This is a genomic window from Burkholderia sp. 22313 (genome assembly GCF_052045245.1).
Taxonomy (GTDB): Bacteria; Pseudomonadota; Gammaproteobacteria; order Burkholderiales; family Burkholderiaceae; genus Burkholderia.
Genome location: NZ_JBQEON010000013.1, coordinates 70,485 through 94,885, shown reverse-complemented (window position 1 = coordinate 94,885; position 24,401 = coordinate 70,485). Strand labels below are relative to the sequence as shown.

Annotated in this window: 15 protein-coding genes; 5 read left to right on the top strand and 10 right to left on the bottom strand. The window is 60.7% G+C overall.

Features of this window, described 5'->3' with window-relative positions:
• The 10 genes from tssA to tssB all read right to left on the bottom strand — a co-directional run bounded on the left by tssA (nucleotide 1) and on the right by tssB (nucleotide 16,534).
• Complete coding sequence (gene tssA, locus ACTJKF_RS13275; RefSeq protein WP_440623988.1) at nucleotides 1-1,581, bottom strand: type VI secretion system protein TssA; 1,581 nt, start codon at nucleotides 1,579-1,581, stop codon at nucleotides 1-3.
• 8 nt (nucleotides 1,582-1,589) lie between these two features.
• Nucleotides 1,590-5,405 (bottom strand): ImcF-related family protein, encoded by a 3,816-nt coding sequence (locus tag ACTJKF_RS13270; protein ID WP_440623987.1) that lies wholly within the window; start codon nucleotides 5,403-5,405, stop codon nucleotides 1,590-1,592.
• Nucleotides 5,402-6,640 carry a hypothetical protein gene (locus tag ACTJKF_RS13265; RefSeq protein WP_440623986.1) on the bottom strand — a complete coding sequence of 413 codons (1,239 nt, stop codon included), beginning with the start codon at nucleotides 6,638-6,640 and terminating at the stop codon, nucleotides 5,402-5,404. Before ACTJKF_RS13265 ends, ACTJKF_RS13270 begins: the two co-directional genes overlap by 4 nt.
• Nucleotides 6,641-6,643: 3 nt before the next feature.
• Entirely contained in the window at nucleotides 6,644-6,901 is a 258-nt protein-coding gene (locus tag ACTJKF_RS13260) for a PAAR domain-containing protein (RefSeq protein ID WP_440623985.1), read from the bottom strand.
• A 145-nt stretch (nucleotides 6,902-7,046) separates the two neighbouring features.
• Nucleotides 7,047-8,300, bottom strand: coding sequence for a hypothetical protein (locus ACTJKF_RS13255; protein ID WP_440623984.1), 1,254 nt, complete (start codon nucleotides 8,298-8,300; stop codon nucleotides 7,047-7,049).
• A 262-nt stretch (nucleotides 8,301-8,562) separates the two neighbouring features.
• Nucleotides 8,563-9,360, bottom strand: a complete 798-nt coding sequence (locus ACTJKF_RS13250) for a hypothetical protein (protein ID WP_440623983.1) — start codon at nucleotides 9,358-9,360, stop codon at nucleotides 8,563-8,565.
• Nucleotides 9,353-11,983, bottom strand: a complete 2,631-nt coding sequence (locus ACTJKF_RS13245) for a glycoside hydrolase family 19 protein (RefSeq protein WP_440623982.1) — start codon at nucleotides 11,981-11,983, stop codon at nucleotides 9,353-9,355. Before ACTJKF_RS13245 ends, ACTJKF_RS13250 begins: the two co-directional genes overlap by 8 nt.
• Nucleotides 11,984-11,992: 9 nt before the next feature.
• Entirely contained in the window at nucleotides 11,993-14,332 is a 2,340-nt protein-coding gene (locus tag ACTJKF_RS13240) for a type VI secretion system Vgr family protein (protein WP_440623981.1), read from the bottom strand.
• An 83-nt stretch (nucleotides 14,333-14,415) separates the two neighbouring features.
• On the bottom strand, nucleotides 14,416-15,948 hold the full coding sequence (tssC, locus tag ACTJKF_RS13235; RefSeq protein WP_440623980.1) for a type VI secretion system contractile sheath large subunit: 1,533 nt from the start codon (nucleotides 15,946-15,948) through the stop codon (nucleotides 14,416-14,418).
• Nucleotides 15,949-16,021: 73 nt separating this feature from the next.
• Nucleotides 16,022-16,534: a type VI secretion system contractile sheath small subunit gene (tssB, locus tag ACTJKF_RS13230; RefSeq protein WP_440623979.1), complete on the bottom strand. Its 513-nt coding sequence runs from the start codon at nucleotides 16,532-16,534 to the stop codon at nucleotides 16,022-16,024.
• A 599-nt stretch (nucleotides 16,535-17,133) separates the two neighbouring features.
• Here tssB and tssK point away from each other — a divergent pair.
• The 5 genes from tssK (at nucleotide 17,134) to tssH (ending at nucleotide 24,386) form a co-directional block, all read left to right on the top strand.
• Nucleotides 17,134-18,486, top strand: coding sequence for a type VI secretion system baseplate subunit TssK (tssK, locus tag ACTJKF_RS13225; RefSeq protein WP_440623978.1), 1,353 nt, complete (start codon nucleotides 17,134-17,136; stop codon nucleotides 18,484-18,486).
• The gene (locus tag ACTJKF_RS13220) at nucleotides 18,483-19,214 is read left to right on the top strand and encodes a DotU family type IV/VI secretion system protein (protein WP_440623977.1); all 732 of its coding nucleotides are present in this window, start codon (nucleotides 18,483-18,485) and stop codon (nucleotides 19,212-19,214) included. Before tssK ends, ACTJKF_RS13220 begins: the two co-directional genes overlap by 4 nt.
• The gene (locus tag ACTJKF_RS13215) at nucleotides 19,211-20,932 is read left to right on the top strand and encodes an OmpA family protein (RefSeq protein ID WP_440623976.1); all 1,722 of its coding nucleotides are present in this window, start codon (nucleotides 19,211-19,213) and stop codon (nucleotides 20,930-20,932) included. Before ACTJKF_RS13220 ends, ACTJKF_RS13215 begins: the two co-directional genes overlap by 4 nt.
• Before the next feature lie 108 nt (nucleotides 20,933-21,040).
• Nucleotides 21,041-21,526 carry an Hcp family type VI secretion system effector gene (locus tag ACTJKF_RS13210; protein WP_175780303.1) on the top strand — a complete coding sequence of 162 codons (486 nt, stop codon included), beginning with the start codon at nucleotides 21,041-21,043 and terminating at the stop codon, nucleotides 21,524-21,526.
• A gap of 136 nt (nucleotides 21,527-21,662) precedes the next feature.
• Entirely contained in the window at nucleotides 21,663-24,386 is a 2,724-nt protein-coding gene (gene tssH, locus ACTJKF_RS13205) for a type VI secretion system ATPase TssH (RefSeq protein WP_440623975.1), read from the top strand.
• Nucleotides 24,387-24,401: the final 15 nt, after the last annotated feature.

The window sequence follows — 24,401 nt, the reverse complement described above, 5'->3', positions numbered from 1 at the left end:
TTACGAAAGAGTCAGCGCTCGAGCCGGGTCGAGCACGGTAAGTTCCGCCTGCAATTCGCCGATGCGGCGCGCGAGCGTCGGTTTGTCGGCGTCCTTGCGGTTGCTCGTCGCCTTCAACGCTCGCACGAGTTGCTGCTTGACCTCGAACGCCAGCGCGGGCTCCCAGCGCATCACCGGCAGCGAACGCGACGACGTGTCGAGTTCGACCAGCAACGCGAGGGCCGTATCGGGTCGACCGGCCTGATCGGCCAGGCGTGCCATCACGAGCCGCTGCAAGAAACGGTGACGCTCGGTCTTCATGCCGGGCAGCGCATCGAGCCATGCGAACGCGGCTTCGACACCGTCGCGCGCGACCAGCTCGCGAGCCTGCGCCTCGATTTCCGGCCAGTCGCCGGCATCGCCGTCGCTATCCGCGGACACAGGCAGCGGCGCGACGGTCTCGCCCGCTTCGAGGTCGCGCACGACGGCGTGCCGGGCGATCCACTCGAGCGTCGTGTCGTCGGAGAATGGCGTGCCGTCGCTGAACGAAAGCCGCTCGATGCCCGGCAATCGCTCGAGAAACAACGCAAAGTCCGCGCGCAGCAATTCGCCCCACGTGGGATAGGGTGCTCCGACGTGATCGAGCGCGACGTGCTGGAAGTACTGCAGGTCGAACCAGAGATGATTGACGCCTTCCATGAAAGCACCTTCGACGCGCTCGAGCAGTTCGTGCCACTGCTTCTGCAGCACGAGCCGCTTCATCTGCTGGCGCAACTCGGCGCGCGGCGGTGTCAGGCGCGTGTGCAGCGCGGCATCCGACGGCGGCACGTCGTGCAAGGTGTCCCACCGAACGCTGCGTGCGATACGCACTGACGGCAAATAGCCGTTTTCCTGATCGCGCAGCCATGCCGACATCGCGCGGACCTGATCGAGCAGGTCGCGCGCCGATGCGATCGATCCGACCGATGCACTTGTCGAAGCGGACGTCTGCGGCATCGCGATGTCCGGGCTCATGTTGCGCACCGGTTCATCCTTGTTCCCGAAGCGGGAAGCAAGCGGATGCAGGTTCGGACGGGCGGCGTCGGGCCACGTAGCCGTGCGGGTGACGAGCGCGTCGAGCGCCGCCGTCGCACGTTCGAGATCGACGGGTGCGAAGTCTCCGCGACTGTCCAGCGTCTCGATCATTCGCGCGGTCGACAGCATTTCCAGCGCCGCCCGCTTTGCCTCGGCGCGGGCAGGCAGCAAGGTCTCGCCGAACCGGTCAACCAGTGAAGCGGCCAGTTCAAGGCCGTCGGCGAATCCGGCGGGACCATCCTGACGCAGCCGCGCAAATGCGTAGTAACCGACCAGACGCAGATCCTTTCCGGTTTCCTTGAGAAGCTGTTCGCATGCGCGGGCGATCAGTCCGTCGTCGATTCCGGACAGCTTTGTCGCTTCGTCCTTCAGTTCGAAGAATGCATCCTCGTAGCCCGGATCGCGACCATACGCGTGCTCCCCCGGTATCGGGGCAAGCCATGCCGCCCAGGTATTGCGGCGCGCTTCCTGCAGCGAATCGATGCGAGGACCGCCGACGAGTGTCTTGACGAAATTGGCGAGTGTCATGGCAGGTCTCAAAACGCAAATGCGTCGCCCAGCAACCGGAGGGCGTGTCCGAACGGCTTGGAGGACGCGTCGACAGACATCGAAGTCGTCGCCAGCGACGACACATTCATCCCCGGATTGGCCCTGGGCGACTTCGTGCCGGACGCAGCCGGCTGCGCGTGCGCTCGACGTGAGTCCACCGCGGCAGTTCGACGCGGCGCCGGTTCCGGCGTCACCGGCAGCGGCGCATCCTGCAACGACATCGCACCCGGAAGCCCCGGCGGCAGCGGCACCGCCGCATGCTTTGCCGCTGCGATCGCCGCAGCAGGCAACGGCGGCGGACTGGCTGTCGACACCTTCGACCCGGTACTCGCCGCCCCGGTCACGAAAATCCGCGCCGGCAGCGCAAAGTTGCGCAACTGGAGTACGTCGAGCGGCCCGGCGCCCGCCTCGCTGCGCAATTGCACCTTCAGCGGAATGCCCTGGCTCGTGTCCGGCATCCAGGTCAGCAAGTAACGTGCGTTGTCCTGCTGCGCGACCTTCGCACGCTCCAGCAACCGGATCAGGCCGAAGCGCCCCTGCGAGTCGAGCGCCGTGCGCAATCCGCCCTGCTCGGTCTGCCATTCGATATGCGACAGGTTCTCGAGCGACTGGCCCGGCCACTCGAATGGCACCCATTCCTGCTTCTGGTTGAAGTAGCGCAGTTCGCGCCCGGACAGCACGAATTTCATGTCGGTGACGCCAGGTGCCGGCACTGCCTGCATGTCGTATCGCACGCGCGCGTCTCCGGACGGGAACAGCACGGTCGAGATCCGCGTGAGCTTGTTCAGGCCGCTCAGGAAGACCGGATCGATCGTGAGCGCGCCTTGGTCGGCCCCTTGCGCGACGACCCACCGGTCGCCCTGCCGCTCAATGACACCGGCGAGCTGCGTTGCAACGAACTGGGCGATCACGCCATTGTCGGGCCGCATGAAGCGCGCCATCTCGGGCAGCGACGCGTCGTTGTCGGCGTCCGAGAACGGATATCGGCCGCCGAACGACTTGTTCCAGTCGGCCAGGATCGCCGTCCGCCAGATTTCGTTCAGGCTCGACGCGGCAGGCTGCACGACGACCTGCCACGCTTGATCGAACGGTGCCCGAAACAGCGCACCGAAGCCGGCCCACTGTTCGCCCAGGCTCGCGGCCACCCGGCTCGCGTAGTCGCGGCTATCCGAGATATCGGACGTCTTGCCCTGCAGGACCGACTGAGCGGCCAGCCGCGCGATCGCGTCCGGATCGGCACCGGAGACGATCTGCGATGCCTTCAGACGCATCGCCGTGACCCGCTCGAGGTAGCGTGCGAGACTCAGGTCGCCGGTTGCGGCCAGTTGAGTGGCGGCCTTGCCGTTGGCCGTCGCGCCGGACACCAGATCGCTACCGGTCAGGCGCAGGATCGGGCCAAAGGCTGACGCAAGCGGCGCAAGCTGCGGCTGAGCCTGCTTCGACGGATCCTTTTCGTCGGCGCCGACCAGTTGTTGCGCCTTGTTGATCAGGCTCGCGGAGAGCGACTGCGCATTCGCGCCCGCGCCTGCCTGGTAGACGATCGCGTTCATCAGTGCAACGAGCGGCGAACGTTGCGAGTCGCCCAGCAGCGTCAGCTGGTCGGCCGTGGCCGACAGCGTTGGCGCGGTTTGCCAGCGCAAGCTGTTGAGGAACAGTGCCCACGTGCGCGCGTAGTCATCGAAGTAGCGCTGACGCAATTCGGCTTTCAATGTCGACGGGGGCGGGTTGCCGGCGTTGGTGTCAGATTCTCCACGGGGACTTCCTTCCGGGCGCAGTACCCAGTCGCCCGACACGTCACGCTGTGCGCTGGCGTCATCGATCGCCTTCGAGATCCGCTCCTCCCAAGCCGCACGCGTGAAAACACCGGGAATGGTCGCGGTCGTATTGAACAGGCCTCGACTCGTCGTATCGCCGAGCAGCGTCGCGAGCGAGACCGGCGGATACTTCGGCGTCGCCTCATCGATGATCTGCTGGTAGAGCGCATCCCTGGAGTTCTGGATGCCCCGCACACCAATCACCGTTTGGCGGGCTGATGCGATCAGGTTGCCGTCCGGCGTAATCGCGAACGCGGAAGCATTCGATGCGGGAGCCTGGCCGAGATGGTTTGCGAAGAACGCGATGGCGTGCAGACGCAGGTCTTCCCAGGCGCCCGGCGACAAGGACGAATCGGACGGGCGTGCGGGTACGGCCGTCGCGGCAAGCTGCGGCGTCAGAAAGGCCGCCACGGCACGCTCCGGCTTCGCGAGCATCAGGTAGGCCTTGAGCGTGTCGTAGGCGGCCTGGATCCGTGCGTTGCCGCCGTCGGCAATCTGAGCGTCGGACAGGGATGCAAGCTGCTGCAGACGCGCTTCGAGCTTCTCGCGAATAGGAGCGATGAGGATGCGGTTCGCCGCGAGGGCATAGCTCGGCCACAACGCGTCGAGCAGTGCGCCGTCGCGATTCAGGCCGAATCGCGACGCCCACGGCGCGCCTTCGCGCTGATGGACTTCGAGCATGTCGATCTGGCGGTCCAGCGTGTTCAGTACCTGCAAGGCCTGCGTGCGGTCCTGCACCGTGGAGAGAGTCGCGATCGTGTCAGCGGTGCTACGGATCGTTGCACGGTTGACGAAACCGGAAAGTATCGTGCCGGCGATCCAGCAACCGATCAGGCCGGTTGTGAACCATGCGGCCGCGGTCGACAACGAGAGGCCTACGCGGCGGCCGTGGATCTTGCGGCTGTGCTCTGCAACGGTTTGCCATATCGTGCGGTGTGGCGGGCCGACCGGCGGTTCGTCTTCGCTCGCGCCGGCGGGTGCCTGCGGCGGCGTCAGTTCCCGTTCCTTGAATAGCGATGCGAACAGAAGGCCGTGGACCGCGTGCCGCCGGATACGTGACTGCGAGGTTTGCAGCACCAGACCCGACAGTGCATTTCCGAGGTTCGAAATATGCTGCGACAGTTCGGCGGGAAAACGGTCGCCTGCGTCCTTCGTCAGCCGCACGACACCGGCATCCGCCAGGTTGTCGGTGAGGTCTTGCAGCGACGCGTCGATCGCCTCGGCGCTGATGCGCGCATTGGACCAGGTGAAGCCGATCGCCTCGTCGGGACTCGACGCCTCGCTGCCGAAATCCGTCACATTGAGCAGATAGGCCGGCGCGGCCCAGCGCAGCGCACGCGCGTGGCGTGCGAGTCGCTGGGAGAGAGCGTCGGCGTCGAACGGTGCTTCGACAGAATTGCGGTTACGTGTGACAGCGACGATTGCATCGACCGGGCGACGACGGCGCAGGCGGCGGATCTGGTCGAGCCATTCGGTATCCAGCGTGTCGCGGGTTTGCTTCGCGTACAGCAGGACCGTATCGCCAGTGATCAGGTATCCCGCGTCGACGAGACCCGGTGCCAGGCGTTTCACCAGAGGCACGTCGCCGGCAACGAGCACCCATCGTTCGCGATAGCGCCAGCGCCATCCGTGGCGGTCGCGAAGTGCGTTGCGAATCGCGGCAGCCCGGTCCACCTGTCCCGACGATTGGCCTTGATCGTCGAGATCAACCGACACTCCAGGTCGGCCAGCGTCGTATCGGGCGAACCAGCGGGAAGCTTTCAACGATGCGATCCAAAGCAGCACCCACTCAAAGTACTTGACCAGCAGGATCACCAGCAGCAAGACCGAGAACAGGAAAAACTCGATGATGATTCGTATCTCAAGGGACCAGCCATGCCGAGGCCCTTCCACCCATACTGCGATACCGAGTGCAAGGAAGACGATGGCGGCCGCGATGCCAATAAAGAGGCCCGCCGGTCGAGTCTTGGTGTCGTTGTTGTCGTTCATGTCTGTTTTCTGCACACGAGGGCAATCAGGTCTTTTCCGTCGCCACACAGCACCATTTGCGAATCACCCGTTATCCGGGCATTTTCTGCGGCAAGGGCGACGGCCAGCCACGGTCCGGCGCCTGAGCAATCGCCCACTGAATCCTCGAGCACATTCCAATGCGTCTCGTCGGGAAATGGTGCGGCTTGCCGAATCGCGCCGACGCTTTCACCCGTCAGGCCGTGTGTCCACACTGTGCGCAAGCGGTCGGGTGAAGATTGCCCCCAGCGGGCAGCCAGTCCGAGCGTTCGGGCCGAAAAATCAAGCGTATCTTTGGCAGGACGATGCAACCGAAGCCCGACAGGATTTGCCTGTGACTCAAGTCGCGGTTGCGCCACGAACAGGGCTACGCCTACCTCTGCAACGCCATCAGACAGGACAGCACTGATTGCGTCGCGAAGCTCAACGGCGATCAGCAGGTGGGCCGTATCGACGTCTCGATTGTCAAACCATGCGTCGGTTCGAAAGAGGGAGGACTCGTGCGTTCCTGGTCGCAGGTCTACCTTCGCAGCAGGCACACGTGCAGCAATCAATTCCCGTATGCGGGATTTGATGATCTCGGACTCCACTCTGGAGCGGTGCTGAAGCTCGACGAGCAGCTTTGTTCGCGGTGGAAGCGCGCCAAGTTGTGGCAGGAGACCGTCGACCAAGCGCTTGAGCAGCCACATACATACCGCATGATGGCGAGCATACTCAGCGAGTTCGTTGCCCGGGTGAAAAGGCTGATCGGGAATGTCGAGCCAACGCGCGTTGACTGCGCAATCAGCGACTGCGCTACTGGGCCGTAGCTTCGACGAATCGGTACCTTTGAGGATGCCCTCAAGCGAGTTCTCCGGCTCGTTCGCGGCGACGCACCAGGCATGGCCCAATATTGCCAGCGGTCTGGCCGCCGATGCATGGCATGCCTGCTCTGCTTCGTCGCTCACGCGATTCGTCGCAAGCGCCTGGTTGCGGCTGACGTACCCGTATCCGAGCCACGCGAACAGCGAAAATGCCCAAGCCAGAAAGGGGTAACCCACCACGCAGACCGCAAACCACAGCGTGTCAGTTGGACGACCCGCTGGCCAGAGCATGATCGACAGACCCGCGCCCGCTCCCATGACAAGTACCAGCAGGATCGACCACGCGATCATCGAGATATGAGGCGGCGGGGGCACCGCCACCCGCGGCGGCACGCGATTGAAATCGACTGGCATCGCTTACCGAACCCGTGCTCCGCTCGACGACGCAATGAGCTCCGCGCCACACCGCGTGTGATCGCCGTCGCGCGACAGCGGCGTCGTGCCATCTCTCATCCTGCCGCTGCCTTCGACGATTTCGTTATCGCCGTGGATCGGACATGAGACCTTGTCGCCGACGCGTGCGGCTCGGCGACCCTTTACCTTGATGCGATCAGAGCCGGTCAGGATCTTGCCGCCGTGGCTCGTTGCGTCGCCTTCATATACGAGATTTTTCATTGGCTATCTGTTTTTAATTGAAATTGCTGTTGCGTATAAGTTTATGAATTTCATCGCAACTGAGCCTCCTCGTCGATCGACTACCGCTAGATCTGACGCAAGAGCCACTACTAATTTCTTCAATTAATAAATTCATCCACGATGCCTATCTCAGCCTGCTGCGCCAATACCTCTTAACATCAGAAGCCGTTCCGTATCTAAATTTCGACTTCGCACCATGGGCATATCCATCGATACCAGTCATTGAGTTATCTTCGGAAACACGCGTATTTTCCACCAGAACCCCATTTTTATCCAAAAAATAGGCGTACACCTGATAAAGTCGCCCATAAGTGCCATCACCACGATTGTTTATATCCCATGCGACAATGGAAAACACATTAACGCGACCATGAAGAGGCATAAAAAATATTGACTCGACTGTCGGCGAACCTCCCTCAATAGGGTATCTTGCAAATTCAGTTTTTCTACACCCCTCCCTTGTCACTCGATAAAAATCAAGAACGATCGAATAGTCATCCGTGCCATTTTCGATGGAAACCCTCGAATTCCTTTCCAGCAATGACGCATCAAAAACATTATTCTCTATATTTACCACTGGGCAATCAGAAGCAACCTTAGCCCCATACTCGATTCGGTCACGTTGAATAGCTATATCTCGAACCCTCTTCTCGACATATTCTGAGCCTAAAAAATCCCCTACCTTCTTCAATTCTGAAGCGATATTTTTGTATGATGCAACATTGCTCGCCCTGGGGTGATCGCACGCCATCAAATTGCGGATCCAGAAATTTGAAGAAATTGCTTCCCGAATTGAAAGATGAAATGGTTTGCCAAGGGAATTTACGTATCCTCTCCACAAGGTGTTTGCATCGTCAAATTGATGCTTAAGCATTTCCTCGTTTGCATCATCGGTCAGCCCGGGAACTATCCACCGATCCTCTTGCTTCTGCCACTGCCCTTCGCATAGCTCGCCAGACTGGTTGCTTACAATGCATCCCGTCTTGGCTTCTAAGACCGGACAATATTGCCTGCTCTGAACCTCTGGTTTTCCGGAGAATCCTGGATCAACCAGGCCAGCCCTAAGTACGTCTATCACGACATACTTTCCGGTCGGAGATATTTTCCTCGAAATAAAATTTCCAAATATTACCCCACCTACTGGAGTCAATTTCTCAAGTGGGAAAAGATGTAATTCACTTCCTTCCGCATCCATATATGTCGCGACCTTCCAGCCGGATCCAAATACTTTCTGCTCCTTCGGCGTCAGCGGCGCCGAGAATACCAACGTTGCGCCATCCAGAAGAGGAATGCTATCCGTAGCCGCCCTGCATAATTGCGAGTTCATCACCAAAGCCATGGATAAGCATTTAATCAGTGCAAATCTAATAGGATTCAATTCCCTCTCCTTTAAGCAAGACGGCTCTTGAGTAAGGAATATCTTGCAGGCGCGACATTAACACCGCCAACCTTGGCCATCTGCCTAGTCGGACCATATATTTCCAATACTTCAGACTCGCAAGCTGTGCACCTCACCACTCACCCGGATTCTCAGAAACAAACGGATGAAGGGAAAAGAGTTGAAGTCGCATACCGATCCGTCAATCGGCCGACCTTGCTCATTCACCGGACAACATGGATTAGAAGTGAGAATATCCACATTAACGTCTACCTTTTTTTGCGGGTAATTTTGGATCAAGTGCGCCGCACATTAGCCACATCTCCAAGGGCTTCGCACCTCCAGAGTAATTGATCCGACACCATCCCGCCGTCATTTTTTCAACGACAGCCCGATCCCCTTTAATCAAGTATTTTTTCGTTCTATTTCCAATACCAGGCCCATCAAATAAATAGGCTTTCTGTTTGACGTCGACAGCAATTCTGTTATCACCCTTCATCAATAAGACGAAAGGAGACTCCATCGCCGCCCGAACATCGTCTCTTGATTGATAAGGATATTTATAAACCACCCTCGAGCCGCTCGACAGAAAGCTGTAATCCGAGCCAAACCAATCGGAAGCACGCTCGTCACGACGCAAGATTTTTCCATTTATGTCAAATACATCAACCGAATAGAACTCCCCAGACGAATTCGGTTCCACAAGAGATTCGCGCACCTCTATGGAATGAATTACGAAAATTTTCTCGGTGCGATCGCAACCGACATCCAATGAAAAGGCATCAATAATTTTTCCAGGGGCATCATCATAAAGCAGCCCCCGTCCTTCAGCTTTTTTGGGCGCCCCCCCGCTTTCAATGTGGTATAAGGAGATTGCGTTGGCGCCAATCGGTGATTTGGTTTTAGCATCAAGCACCGGCTCCAGAACGAAGCAGATTGTTCCACTATTTATATTCAACGGCGGATAACTCTGCTCACGATGAAGATCGTCGCAGGTGCTTTTCGCGTATGCCGAGCCAACTGCAATTGCGAAAATTATAAAAATAAAATTCTTAATCATCGGTGCACCCCGACAAAAAATCCCGATCAAATATAATGGAAATCTCTCTTTTAAACTGTTGCCGCTCAGAAAGACCCTTATACCCAGGATTTATGAGGCGCGTAACTTTACTAACGCCTTCATCGCCGATAGTTGCCGGATTATCAGCGATTGCACCAATCCCTTTTCCGCTCCAAAACCATAATCCGGTCTCTATAATTACTTTGGGATCGTTCTCGACAAGCTCCGGTTGACTATCAATAGGGTAACCAATCGCCTGAGCGCAATCTTTGTATGTTCCGTAATGAGTCAAATGAAGTAGTCCACGGCCGCGAAAATCTTTCCCGGGCTGTTCACTCGTACCGAAGCAGTGCTCCCCATACGCTGCATCATTCGCGATCAGATGATTTTGAATCCACGCAATTTTTTCTTTACGAGAGGAGAAGGAAATTTTCTTTCGAGCGAATCCGTTATCGATGACCGTAGGGGCCATTCCATACAAACGTTCTCCGGTGTAACTTTGATAATTTAACGATTCCCTAAATGCAGAAAATCTCTGCGTCTCGTGCTTAGCCTGCGCCAACAGATGTTTCACTTGACGACAACTATTAACACCATATTTTGGAAACAATTCAACTGAGGCGCGAATCAATTCAGAAACAAAGTTGACATCTGCACCCGGGGCAATTTTTTTCAAGAAGTCAACGGTCAACGTGATTATCCCGCCACATCTCCTGCAAATCAGATTTGCACCTAAAAAATTAGCCGCAAAGGAAATTGGGTTGAGATGATATACATCTGCCCCTGGGAAACCCATCGCCCCAACCTTCACCTCATCCCACCACGCGAGTTTCTCGATTCGCTTCTGCTCTTCCTCGTGCTGTGGCTGGGGTCCTGTCCGCTTCTCCAACTCAGAGATCAGCTGCCGCCACTTCGACGGATTCGCCCACTCGCTTTCGTGTTTCACGATCAGCCGAGACGCTGCTTGCATCAGCCACGGATATCCACCACGCTCGGTTTGCGACAGCGTGCATAACTCGCTAACCGCTTGCTTACCGTCGCCCTTCGAAAACAAGGCGTCGTACACCTTGATCATCAACGGACTCAGCTTCGAACGTGAAGCGAGGTCCGCAACTTCGGCTCCGCGCACCCATTTAGCCCATTCCTGGGTTGTCGCAAAGATCGTATGCGCCGGATCATGGACATCCGCCAGGCACTCGAAGTCGACCCACTTCTGCGCGAACTCCCGCGTCACCCGGCCGCTCGCGTGGTTGAAGTCGCACACCCAGCCGTCGATCGGCTGACCGTGCGCATTCACACCCTCAACGTGCCACCAGTTCACCGGGTAACCCGGATCGGGATTCGGATGCTTCTCGGGGACTCGCCGATTCGAATCGCGTGCAAGTTCGGCGAGCGAATACACCTGAACGGAGTCTGTCTTTCGTAACTGCGGCTCGGTACCGGGGACGAACTTATTGTCTCGAGTGCGTTGATACAGCACCGTGCCCGGTGCAATCCGCAAAATTGTCGGCTCAGACGGCAGACCCAGCGCCATCCAGTCTTCCTTGCGCGGACCGTGCTGATTGACCCACGCACGCCCTTGCTCCAGGAACGGCTGGATGCCATCGTCACAGAACACCTCGATGTGCGCCATCCGGGTACCGGACGTGCGTTCGTTCAGCGAATCGTAGCGGCCAAGGTGGCCGATCAAATCGCCAGCCTTTATCGGTATCCCGCCCGAGGTTCCTTGCAAATCGCCCGGCCGACTCGTCTGTTCTGTTGTAACCATCACACGGTCGAACATCGAATCCTGGACGAATTCGGCGACGGTTGACCCTCCGTTATCCTGGCCGACAAAAATCCAACCACTGACAGCTCGGGACGACTCGACGTAGCCACCGGCTTCGGGCGGAATTAGCGAAGCTCCGTGCAAATCCGTCACTTGCGCCCAACTCTTTTCCCGCTTGCCAACGCTGACGCTCGCACCCTGCGGCAGGATGCCAATGATTTCGCCGCGCGGGTGGCTTTTTCGAACGCGCAGCCCCAGCTCGGACGCATCGGGAACCCGGCCATTGCGACCCGGCGACGGCCTGTCCTGCGCGTACTGCGTGACCTGCCATTGCCGTGGCCAGTACGACGGCTTGCTCCGCTTCGGGAAATTTGCGTAGTCATCCCACGACATCAGATGCATGTACAGGCTGTAGAACGTCAGCTTCGTGCCACGCGGAAACTCCATCGTGTGCCGCACCAGCGCGAAGCCTGTGCTGTACGGTGCCTGGACCGGCGAGCCGCCCCCTGCTTCACCGATTTCGCTAACCGGATATGTCTTGTTGACGCGAAATGCGATCAGCGTGCCGTCAGCGATGCAACGCAGACCCGCGTCGAGATCCAGCGATTGCCCTGCACCAGCCTCCGTGATATGGATCCCGCCGTGCCACATCCCATTGCGACTAACGAGATATGTGCCTGATGGCTCGCGTTCAGCCAGCAGCCGGTATATCTCGTGTTCGTCCATGAACTGTGCAGAGGCTTCCGACTGGCCCCGCCCCTTTCGAAGGAACGGAAACGCGAACGGCAACGGCTTCAGCTTGACCGGAGCCGGCGTAGGCGCTTGCGGCTGCTTCGGTGCGGGTTGGTTTGCCATAGTTGTCCGTTATTCAGAAAATCCGAAGTTCATTACTTTCTTCACATCGTTGAGCGGTGCCTGCGACCAAGCCGGGAACTTGAAGTTGCCGCCGTCTGTATCGTCGATTGTCAGGTTGCCTTTGACCTCGATTTCTCCAGCAGGACTACCAAGAATGATCTTGCCGCCCGAGAGCTTGACGTAGGCGCCGGCCCCGTCGCCGAGCGTGACACCTTTGCGGCCCGTGATGACCACTTCGCCGTCCGACGAACTCGCCGTCATATCCTGCATCGACATCAGCTCCATAGCATCGGACTGCGCCTGAATCTGAACCTTGCCCTTCGCGGCAAATATTCGAATCCCGAGGTTCGCCGCAAAAAGCGAGATTGCCTCGCCGGCAGCGATCGCAATTCGCTTCATGACGCCGATATCGAGTCCATCGCCGGCCGTAACGAACATTTGCTTGCGAGCGGCGATCTGCATTTGCTGTCCGCTAGCTAGTCCGACACCATCGGGAGCTGTTGCGACGAGAACCGACTTCTGCAGTCGCGTGAGCTTCTGCTGGATCAGCACCCGCTGCTGATCAATGTCGGCCTGAAGCGCTCTCGCGGCATTTGCCGAGTCGTTGAGCGTTTTTAGAATCTGTACAGCCTGTTCGAGCGTCGTTTCAGCATCCTGCATCGCAAGTTGCTGGCCTGCGGCGCCAGGTTGGCCTTCCGCAGTAACCAACACCCCCTTTGCTCCCCGGACTGTCGCCGATCCGTCGGTGCGCAATTCGGCACCACGCCCACGTTCCTCGCGTTCACCGTCGACCATATGCCCCAGATTGAGCTCGCTGCTCTGAAACGGCGTCGTCAGATGAACGTGCTCGACACCTTCCTTATCCTCCATTCGCAGTTCGTTCTGCGCGGCGGTGCGGATCAGGTTCCGGGTATGGTTCCGACTGGTGACGAGATCCGGATGCAGGCTGTCGTGCATCGCCCCAATGATCACAGGCCGATCCGGATGCCCTTGCGTGAAAACAACGGCCACCTCCGCCCCATCGATCAGCGGAAAGTGATGCCCGTAGTTGTCACCGCTATACGGCTTCGCGAACCGCACCGGCCGGCTCGTCCCGCCCGGGCTCCACTCATCGAGATCGAACGGCAACTTGATCACATACCAGCCCTGCTCGGTCAGATACGCGTACTTGTAATCACCGGGGGATGTAATGCGTGCGGGCAAAATGCCGTCGATGGCCGGTCGCTTGATGGTATCGATCGGCGTGCGCCACACACGATCAGACGGGATCCCCTCGAAGGTCATCCAATACGACTGATCGCGCCCACCCTGCGACTCCACCGCCGTGACGAAGATCCCATGCTTCGCGTCGGCCAGGTTCGGCTCGATCCGCATGACTTCACCCGCTTCGAGCCAGAACGGATTGCCCGTTCCCTTGAACGCGATCTGCGCCGCGAGATGCTCCTGGTGACGCCGGCGGGCCACACCTATACCCTCTTCCGGCGTCTCGTAATGCTCGCCCCAGCGATAGTCAATACCGCTCGTCGTCGTGTCGTCGCGCGCGGCATTTTCCTCGACCAGCAGCGATACACCGGCCTGCCGATGGTTGTAGTCATGCAGCCGCACGGCTTCAGGTACACGCCGGGTCCGCTTCTCGAGCGTCTTGATCGCGTCCGCGCCGGCACTCTCGAGCCCGCTGTCTCGCCGATACGACACGGTGCGTTGCTTGCGTGCGTAGGCGTCCAGATCGTCGCCAAACACGAGCACCGCGTGATCCTTCTTCTGCTCCCAGCGGAACCAGATCCCTTCCTCCGCGCAAATACGCTGGATAAAGACAAATGTCGTTTCGTGATACTGGGTAATGTACTCGCGCCGCTTGTATTCGCCACGCAGCTGAAACACGAAGTCGACCCCCGCCCGGTAGCCGTAATGACGCAGCGTGTCGGTCACGATCTCCTCGACGGACTGCTTCTGGAACAGCCGGCTTGTCACGCCCCGGTTCAGGTCGGCGAGCTTCGGTTCGAGCCGCACCCGATAGCGGGTCTCATCGGCCGAACTGCCGAACTCGTCGAACTGCGTGATGACGCCGTGGATCGTATAGGCCGGCGACATCGTGCTGAATTGCCCGGCGTTCTCGCCGAACATTCTGCGCAGATAGTCCAGGTTCGGATCGACCGGCGCGACGATGAATTTCGCGGGGCGGCCGACCACTTGATCCATCGGGATACCCGCCATCGGGCTCGTGAATTCGATGTCGTAGCGGTACAACTCGCTCACGGCGTCCCGGCCCGTAAACCGCAGCACGGACGTCGGCGCCGGGTGTGGCGCCAGCTTCAATTCATAAGCCTGCGACGGCAGGATCATCGACATGGTTTTTCTCTCAGGTGCACAAACTCAACGGCCCCGCCGGGGCAGCCATCAACGCCCCGGCGGGTCATGCATGAAACGTCGGATCAGCTCTTGGCCTTCGGCATCTGCGACACGAGCGACAAGCCGATGTCCATGCCCTCGACCTGGAAGTGCGGGATGATGAAGAGCTTGATGCGGAAGAAGCCGGGGTTGTCCTCGATGTCCTCGACCGTCACCTTCGCCTCGCGCAGCGGATGCGACGCCTGCAGCTCGTCGCCCGGATCCTTCATCTCGGTCACGAGCCCCTTGACCCAGTTGTTCAGTTCGAGTTCGAGCAGACGCCGGTCCTTGGTCGTGCCGATGTTCTCGCGCTGAATCAGCTTCAGGTAGTGCGCGATGCGCGACAGCAGGAAGATGTACGGCAAGCGCGCGTTGATGCGGCTATTGGCCGTCGCCTCCTTCGTCTCGTACAGCGCCGGCTTTTGCGTCGAGCTGGCCGAGAAGAAGCACGCGAAGTCGTGGTTCTTGTAGAACGACAGCGGAATGAAGCCGAGATTTGCGAACTCGAACTCGCGCGTTTCCGGGATCAGCACTTCGGTCGGAATCTTCGGCTGCACGCCGGTGCCGAGGTCATACAGGTGAACCGGCAGGTCTTCCACCTTGCCGCCTGCCTGCGGGCCGCGAATCTGCACGCACCAGCCGTTGCTGACGAAGCTGCGCACCATGTTGGCCGCAAACGCGAACGACGCGTTGACCCACAGATACTTGTCGTGGTCCGGGCCCTTCACCGCCTCTTCGTAGTTGAACGCACGCACCGGCGTCGTATCCTTGCCGTACGGCAGGCGGCCGAGGACGCGCGGCATCGTCAGGCCAACGTAACGCGCATCGTCGGTGTCGCGGAAACTCTTCCACTTGATGTACTCGGCACGATCGAAGTAGTTGCCGATGTCCTGGATGGACGCGACTTCCTCCATCGAATGCTTGCCGAAGAACGCCGCGCCCACCGAGCCGATGAACGGCATGTGCGCCGCAGCCGCAACCTTCGAAATATTGCGCAGCAGCGCGACATCGATCGGCGAGTTCGCGAATTCGAAATCGCTGATCATCGCGCTGATGGGCTGGCCGCCCGGCGTGTCGTATTCCTCGATGTACGTGAGACGATACAGGCCGCTCTGGATCAGTTCCGGCGAGTCCTCGAAGTCGCGCTGCAGCGCATCCTTCGACACATCCAGCACCTCGATTCGGGCGTTCTTGCGGAAGTCGGTGCGCGATACGAGCATCTTCAGGCCGCGCCAGCGCCCTTCGAGCGCCTGGAAATCCGGTGCATGCATGACCGCGTCGAGCTGGCGGCCGATCTGCCGGTCGAGCTGCCCGATGTAAAAATCGAGCAGCGACTTGTCGAGCCGGTCGACCGGCTTGCTTTCCTTCGCGATCAGGTTGAGCAGCGCGTCCATGCCGCGCGCGACCCGTTCGTCGGCCGATGCCTCCGACAAGGCGTCGTTGTCGCGGAATGCTTCCAGCGGCCGCGCCTCGGCGACCGGCTTCAGGTTGATCTTGCTGCACAGCGTGGCGTAGACGCTGTCGTTCTCGAGCACCATCGTTTGCGTGGCGCCGTGGCGCGATTCATTCTGGTTCATGTGTCTCTCAGTCACGTGTGGTATGGCTGCCTGGTTGCGGGAGGCGGTGACGGCCGTCTTGGGCCGGCCGCGCTCACGCATGGCCTTCCTGTTGCAGGGTGGCCGTGGCGATTTGCCCCAGTTCGCCACGCAGCTTGTCGGAGAGGCGCTGGTCCTTCAGGATCTTCTCGAACTCACGGCGGAACATGCCGTTGTCGAGCAGATTCGATTTAAGGTCACGCAACAGATTGCGCATCGCCAGCATCGCTTGCAGTTCGGGAATCTGGCGAGCAACCTGCTCGGGCTCGAAATCCTTCATCGAGCGGAACGAGAGATTGACGGGCAGCTCCGAGCCGTTGCCGGTCAGGGTGTTCTCCGCGGCAATCTTGAGATCCGGCGCATAGTCGGCCAGGACCGCATCGAAGTTGTTCTTGTCGATATTGACCTTCTTGCGTTCGGCCAGCGGCACCTGTTCACGGCCCGCGCTGAAGTCACCCGCGACGAGCAGCTTCAACGGCAGCTCGACCTTCTTCTGGGCCCCGCCCGTATGCAAATCCAGCGTAATCGAGACACGGCTCTTTGGAATTTCCCTCTGGAAGCTATCCATTTGCAATCCTTATTTAGTGATGGTCAAGCGTTGGACAGGAGCACGGCGCATTCAACACGATGATCTCGTCGATACATCACGCATGGGATTCAATGCGCAGCATGTCTCGATCGATATTTCATCGCACGGCCTCCGCTCGTATGACTGAATCGCCTGGGACTTATACACGGCAAACGCTTGGACAGTCAAAGCGCGTCGCTCAAAAACCACAACGACCAAATGCAAAAAATCGCAAACATCCAGAAACAATTAACAAATTCGAAAGACCTTGATTATTTTCGAGATAATTGACACGTCAGCCCAGAAAGACGCCACTTCGATTCATTCACGTCCGTCCCAATCCCCTATCAGGCTGGTCACCGTCGCCTTTCCCATTGTTCACACGCCACCCCTCCCACCGGCACGCAAATCCATCATGAAAACCATATATCCCAAAAATAACCGCTTAACGAATCGTCTCATTTGTTCACATTTCCCGGTTTTCCATTAGTAAACCAAATTAGTTGGATTTTCCCAAATGGGTTGTACATTGCAAAAAATGTCGTGTATAGGTTACGCCCTTGAACCGAATAACGAACAGACACACCACACGAGAGACCATGCGAATCGCGAAGCCGCTATGGCACGAAGGCCTCATCCTGACGCAGCAGCATTTTCAGCAACAGGATAGATGGGCTGAATTTGCGCTACGTCAGTACGCCTGCGCGGCTATGGCGCAGCCGTGGGGAACGCTTGGAGTAGAGATCGACGAAGAAGCGCTGTCGACAGGGCGCCTGAAACTCACCCGCCTGAGGCTGTGTTTTCCGGACGGCACGCCGATCGATACGACCGTCGCCGATTCGCTGCCGTCTGCGCGCGATCTGACGCAAGGCGTGCCAGCGGACATGCAGAGCGTCGTCTTGTTCGCAGCGCTCGCGTTGCCGGATGCGAATGGCAGCAACTGCCGTTTCGACGAGACGTCGATCGCTCGCCCACGGCGCGCTTACCGTGAATTCGTCAAGGTCGGCGACTTGAACGGAACCGGCGACGCGGAAATCGCCGTCGAACGGCATGCAGTGCGGCTGGTGTTCGACTTCGAGTCGCACGCCGACGACACGGTCTGTGCGATCGCGCGACTGACGCGCGGATCGGGCGGCCAGTTCCAGGTCGATCAACAGTTCGTACCGCCATGCCTCACGCTCGGCAGCCATCCGCTGCACATCGAGCGGATCAATCGCCTGACGGACATCCTGCACGCCAAGACGCTCGCGCTCGGTACGCGCCGTAGCGAGCGCATGGCCGACGTCGCGGAATACGGCGTGGCCGACGTGCAACTCTTCTGGCTGCTGCATTGCATCCACGCGGCCTGGCCGCAGTTGCGGCTGTTCGCCGCGCATCCGAATCGCCCGCCGGAGCATCTGTACACGACACTCGCGCAATTGACGAGCGCACTGATGACGTTCTCGACCGAAGCGCAGCTCACCGACATTCCAGCGTACGACCATGCGCGAGCCGACGAGGTGTTCGCGAGACTGGAATCGCTGATCCGCACTCTGCTCGACGCCATCATTCCGTCGCGGGTCGTGTCGATCGGCCTCACCCGCAAGGGGCCGACCACCTGGACCGGACAGTTCCTCGACGAACGGATCGTCGCGGATGCCGCCGACTGGTATCTGTCGGTCAACGCGCCGATGCCCGCGTTCGAGCTGCTCGAACAATTTCCACGGCTTTGCAAGATCGGCGCGCCCGACGACGTCGAACACATCATCAATTCGGCTCTGCTAGGCGTCCCGCTCAAGGCCGTCCAGCGCGTGCCGGGTGCGATCCCCGTGCGTCTGGACAATCAGTATTTCGCGCTGGACGCGTCCAGTGCCGTGCACGCGAAGATGCTCGCCGCACGAGCCTGCCAGATCTACCTGCCCGCGTCGGTACCCGACGCCTCGCTCGAACTTTACGCCGTGTTGCATTCATGAATGCCCTGACTTCCAACCGAATCGACACGGCCCTGATGCCAAACGCGACGGGCGCCAGCAGCCCGTCCGGCGATGGGATGCGCGATCTGCTACGCGACACCGCACTGCTTGTGACGACGCTCGCTTCGGGCGGACGGGCCCAGGACGAGGTCGCATTGCGGATCCGGTGCAAGCAGCTTGTCGAACAATTCTCGAGCGCCCTGCGGCACCGGGGCTTTCCGGACGACGTGCGCAACGAGGCACTGATTGCGCAGTGCGGGCTGCTTGACGAGGCAGCGCTGCGACACCTGCCCGGCGAATCCCGAGCCGCATGGGAACGCGAGCCGTTGCAGGTGGAGCAGTTCAACCTGCACGAAGCCGGTGAACGCGTATTCGAGCGGATCGACGCGCGCATGCGCGAACCCACGCCGCCCGTCGCGTTGCTCGAGTGCTACTCGGCCATCCTCGGGATGGGATTCGTGGGCCGGTACGCGCGTGACGGTGAAGCCAAGCGGACTGCGCTGATCGCGTCGTTGAATGCCAGACTGGAAACGCTGCGCCCTGCCCCGGATCGGCCATTCATCGCGGATCGCGTCGAACGGCGCGTGTCCGACTGGTTCTACCGGCTGTCTCCATGGGCGATCGCCGGACTCGCGTGCATCGCCGCCGCGATCGTATGGGGCGTCTGGTCGACCATACTCGACGGGCAGCTCGCATACCTTGTGGCGACAAAGGCCATTCGCCCGTGAAATCCGACCTGCCTGCTCTCTCTGCAGAATCGAAGCGATCGCCCGATCGCGGCCACGAAGGGCTCGGCTACCCATCCCGGTTCATGGTCGCATTCGCCACTGTGCTGGGGCTCGCCGTGATCTGGCTGGTGCTTCCGCTCGGCTCCGGCGTCGTCTGGACACTTTCGGCCATTGCCGGGATTGTCGCGCTCGTACTAATGGTGTGGTGTACGTGCAGGCTTGGCCGCGCGCGTAGCCAGAGCGCGCATGTGCTGACCGCGCTGGGTGCAGCGACGGCCGACATTCCGGTCAAGCTGCGCACGCGCATGCCGCTCGTGCTGGTGACCGGCGACGGTCTGCCCGCACTGTTCGACCGTGCGGGAGAGGCCCGGCACGTGCACCTCGGCGACGGCGGCATCTGGCTGCGCGTCGATCGCCCACAGGACCTGCCGCGCCTGGCCGTTGCGGTCAGGCAGTGGCGCGACGGGCGGGCGCCGGACGGCGTCGTGTTGTCCGTCGCGCCTGCACTGCACGCGGAAACCGACACGCTGACGCAGAACTTGCGTGCCATACGGCAGGCCGCCGCCGATGCTGCCCGCATGCTGGGTGCGCGACTACCCGGCTACGTCGCGGTCTACCAGCGGCTCACCACCGGCCCTGTCGACCTCTCGACGCCGGTGTGGTACGGCGTGTCGTCGGCCGCGTGCCTGACGGGTGGCGAACGTTTCGAATCCGTGGTCCGCGCAGCGGAAAACGAGATCCAGCGCGCGGCCGGCGATCGCGTCGCCGCAACACGCGCCGCCTCACTGGCCTCCATCGTCGGCTGGACGCAGCGCGTCGTTCTCGGCGCACTGACGGACCGACGACAGCCGGCGGCGCCATGGACGCAGTTCGGCGCCGGCTGGATCGACTGCGGTCCGGCAAGTGCGTCCGGAAACCTGTGGGAACGCGACGTCGAAATGCACACGCGCGTGGCACGTACGACCTCAGCCGCCTCGCCGACGCCTTGGCCGCTCCCGCAGCCGCTGATCGAAGCGATGCCGCGACGATACTGGATGTCTCCTCGTCAGGCCTCCGTGGGCCACGCATTCGCGCTGTTCGCCTGCGCCGCTGCCGTTGCCTTCTGGGGTGCAGCCAGGAACAACGAAGCGCTGCTGGATCGTATCGCCGCCGATCTCGGCCGCTATTCGACGATCCCGGCAAAGCACGACGCCGCGAAGCGCGACGCGCTACGCGCGCTCGTGGCCGATCGGGATCAACTCGACCGCTACGCACGCACCGGTGTTCCGCTGCGCTTGTCGTTCGGCATGTATCGGGGCGCGCAGCTGATACCGGTGCTGAACAACGCGATCGCATCTTACGAGCCGCCTCCGCCCCCGCCAGCCGTCGTCTCGCTCGACAGCATGTCGCTGTTTGACAGTGGCAAGGCGCTGCTGAAGCCGGGGTCGAACCGTGCAATGGTCGGCGCACTCGACATGATCAACGCGCATCCCGACAAACGCATCCTCGTCGCCGGCTACACCGACAACGTGGGCAATCCGGACAGCAACCTGAAGCTGTCGACCGCGCGCGCGGAAGCCGTGCGCGACTGGCTGGTCGACGCATCCGGCATTTCCGCGACCCGGTTTGCGATTCAAGGCTATGGCATGACGCGCCCGCTTTCGAGCAACGACACACCCGACGGTCGCGCACGAAACCGTCGCGTGGACATTACCCTGGTACCGGACACGGGAAAGTAGCGATCCCGGTTTAGCCCCCAAAGCAACTCGCTTCGGGATTCTCAAGATCAGGGGCTCGCTCCTGACGAGCTTAGTAGTGCGTACAGTGAAATATAAAGGAGTAAGGCAATGGCAATTCCGGCCTATATGTGGCTCAAGGACGACGGCGGCGCCGACATCAAGGGTTCGGTGACGGTTCAGGACCGCGAAGGCAGCGTCGAACTCGTCGCGTTCGACCACGGCGTGCATATCCCGACCGACGGCAACACCGGCAAGCTGACGGGCACGCGCGTCCACAAGCCGATCACGTTGACGAAGGAAACCGACGCGTCGACGCCGTACCTGTACAAGGCGGTGACGAGCGGCCAGACGCTCAAGTCGGTCGAGATCAAGTGGTACAAGATCGACGACGCGGGCAAGGAGAAGGAGTACTTCAACACGAAGCTCGACAACGTGAAGATCGTCGCCGTGAATCCGGTCATGCATGACATCAAGAACCCGGACTACGAGAAGCACAACCACCTCGAAAACGTGGAGCTTCGCTACGAAACGATCACCTGGTCGTACAAGGACGGCAACATTATCCACAAGGACAGCTGGAACGAGCGGTCCTGATCCCTCTCGATGGGCGAACCGCCGGCGCCTCGCGCGGTTCTTTTGCCAGCCTGGCCGGTTCAGGCTGGCCTTCCTGTCCGCGAGACCGAGTTCGGTCCACGACTGTGCCTCGCCCCTTCCCTCCTCAGACATCGACATGACTCCGCGCGACACAACCCACCTGCTCCGTCGACTCAATCCGCACTGCGCGAAGGCGCTCGAAGGGGCCGTGAGCTTATGCCAGACGCGTCTCGCGGACGAGATCACCGTCGAGCACTGGTTGCTGAAACTGATCGAAGCCGGTGACGGAGACATCCCTGCAATTCTGGGGCATTACGGTATCGACATCGACACCGTCCGGGATGCGCTGCTCGCCTCGATCGAGCATCTTCCACGCAACCTTCGAGGCAAGCCGGCCCTCTCTCCGCAACTGGCAACCATGCTGCAAGACGCATGGCTCCATGCAGCGTCCAAGACCGACGACGCGATCATCAGGTCCGGCGATCTACTGCAGGCGATCGTCGATCGGCCCCATGTATTGCGTACACAAAACGCCTGGCCTCTGCTGTCCGTCGGCAGCACGCAGATCCAGCGCGTCCTGCCGCGCCTTGCCCATCGTTCGTGCGAGAGCTTGCGTCCGGAGGATATCGAAGCTGGATCGGATGGCCATCCGATCGCGCCTGTAGCCGATCAGACGCCAGCATCGGCCGTGCCCGTCGCGGCAGCAACGCGCGCGCCCCGGCCAACCACCGACGGCGACGCCCTTTCCCGCTTCACGATCGATCTGACCGACAAGGCTCGACGCGGCGCCATCGATCCGGTGTTCGGCCGTGATCGCGAAGTTCAGCAGATGGTCGACGTGCTCGCGCGTCGGCGCAAGAACAATCCGATTCTCGTCGGCGAACCGGGTGTCGGCAAAACCGCGCTCGTCGAAGGCCTCGCGCTGCGCGTCGCCGAGGCAAGCGTTCCGAACGTGATTCGCGACGTGCGCATCCTGACACTCGATTTGGGCCTGCTGCAGGCCGGCGCCGGTGTGAAGGGGGAATTCGAGCAACGCTTGAAGAGCGTCATCGACGAGGTCCAGTCTTCGCCCGAGCCGATCCTGCTCTTCATTGACGAGGCGCACACATTGATCGGTGCGGGCAACGCCGCCGGCGGCGCCGACGCGGCCAACCTGCTCAAGCCGGCGCTCGCACGTGGCGAACTGCGTACGATTGCCGCAACGACCTGGTCGGAGTACAAGGAATTCTTCGAGCGCGACGCCGCGCTCGAGCGCCGCTTCCAGATCATCAAGGTCGACGAGCCCGACGACGATGCGGCGTGCCTGATGTTACGGGGCCTGAAGAGCCGCTATGCGGAATATCACAACGTGCACATTCGGGATGATGCGCTCATCGCGGCGGTAAAACTCTCGCGACGCTATATCCCCGCGCGGCAACTGCCGGACAAGGCAGTCGACCTGATCGATACCGCTGCCGCACGGGTGCGAATGGGACTCGAATCGCCGCCCGCGGAACTGCAACGCGCGCGCGCCGCGGTCTCCGCGCTCGAACTCGAACAGGCGACGCTCGACGCGGACGCGCAGGCCGGTATCGATGACGTTGCGCCTCGGCGCGCGGCGCTGGAGAGCGCACTGTCCGAGGCGCGGAACATCCTGAGAAGCTTGCAGGCGCGCCATGCCAGCGAACTCGCGCTGGTCCGCCTCGTTCACCAGTATCGCGCCGAAATCGCCGAAGACCGCTCGGCGACCCGCCACGGCCCGCTCGACGATATCAAACGCCGACTGGCCGACCGGCAAGGCAAGGCGCCGTTGATCTCAGTCGATGTCGATGCAGCGGCCATCGCACGTGTCGTTGCGGAATGGACGGGTGTGCCGGTCGGCAATCTCGTCGAAGACGAACTGCTGAGCCTGCTGAATCTCGAACAGCAACTGGCCCGGCGCGTGATCGCACAAGACGACGCGCTGGCTGCGCTCGCCGAGAGCCTGCGCACCGCGAAGGCAGGCCTCAAGAATGAACATGCGCCACTCGGTGTCTTCCTGCTCGCAGGACCATCGGGCGTCGGCAAGACCGAAACGGCGCTGGCCCTGGCCGACCTGCTGTTCGGCGGCGAGGCCGCGCTCACGACGATCAACATGTCGGAATATCAGGAAGCACACACGGTGTCGCAACTCAAAGGTTCGCCCCCCGGCTATGTCGGCTATGGCCGCGGCGGCATCCTGACCGAAGCCGTGCGGCAGCGGCCGTACGGCGTCGTGCTGCTCGACGAAGTCGAAAAGGCCCACCGCGACGTGCTCGACATGTTCTATCAGGTGTTCGACCGCGGCATGATGCGCGACGGCGAAGGACGCGAGATCGACTTCCGCAATTGCGTGATCCTGATGACATCCAATCTCGGCAGCGCACGGATTGACGAGATGACCGCCGACGATCCGGAAATCGCTCAGGCGGCGTTGCTCGAATCAATCCACCCGCAGCTTGCGGCGCACTTCCAGCCGGCCCTGCTCGCGCGCTTCCGGTCGCTCGTCTATCGGCCGCTCGACGCCGCCGCACTCGCGTCGATCGTGCGGCTCAAGCTGTCGAAGATTGCCGACCGCCTGCGCCGGCAACACCGCGTCGAGCTGGCGTGCGACGCGTCGTTGATCGACGCGATGGCCGAGCTTTGCCTCGCGCGCGAATCCGGCGCACGCAACGTCGATGCGTTCCTCGATCAGCGAATCCTGCCAAGCGTGTCGCGCGAACTGCTTGCGCGCATGGCCACCGGTGCCCCACCCGAAAAGATCGTGCTGTCGAGCTCGGCCGGAGCCAACCTGACGATCGATTTCATCGATCGGAGCAACGTCGCGGCGGGCACGTCGGAGCCGACGCCGGCTACCGCGTAACGGGAGGCCAGGATC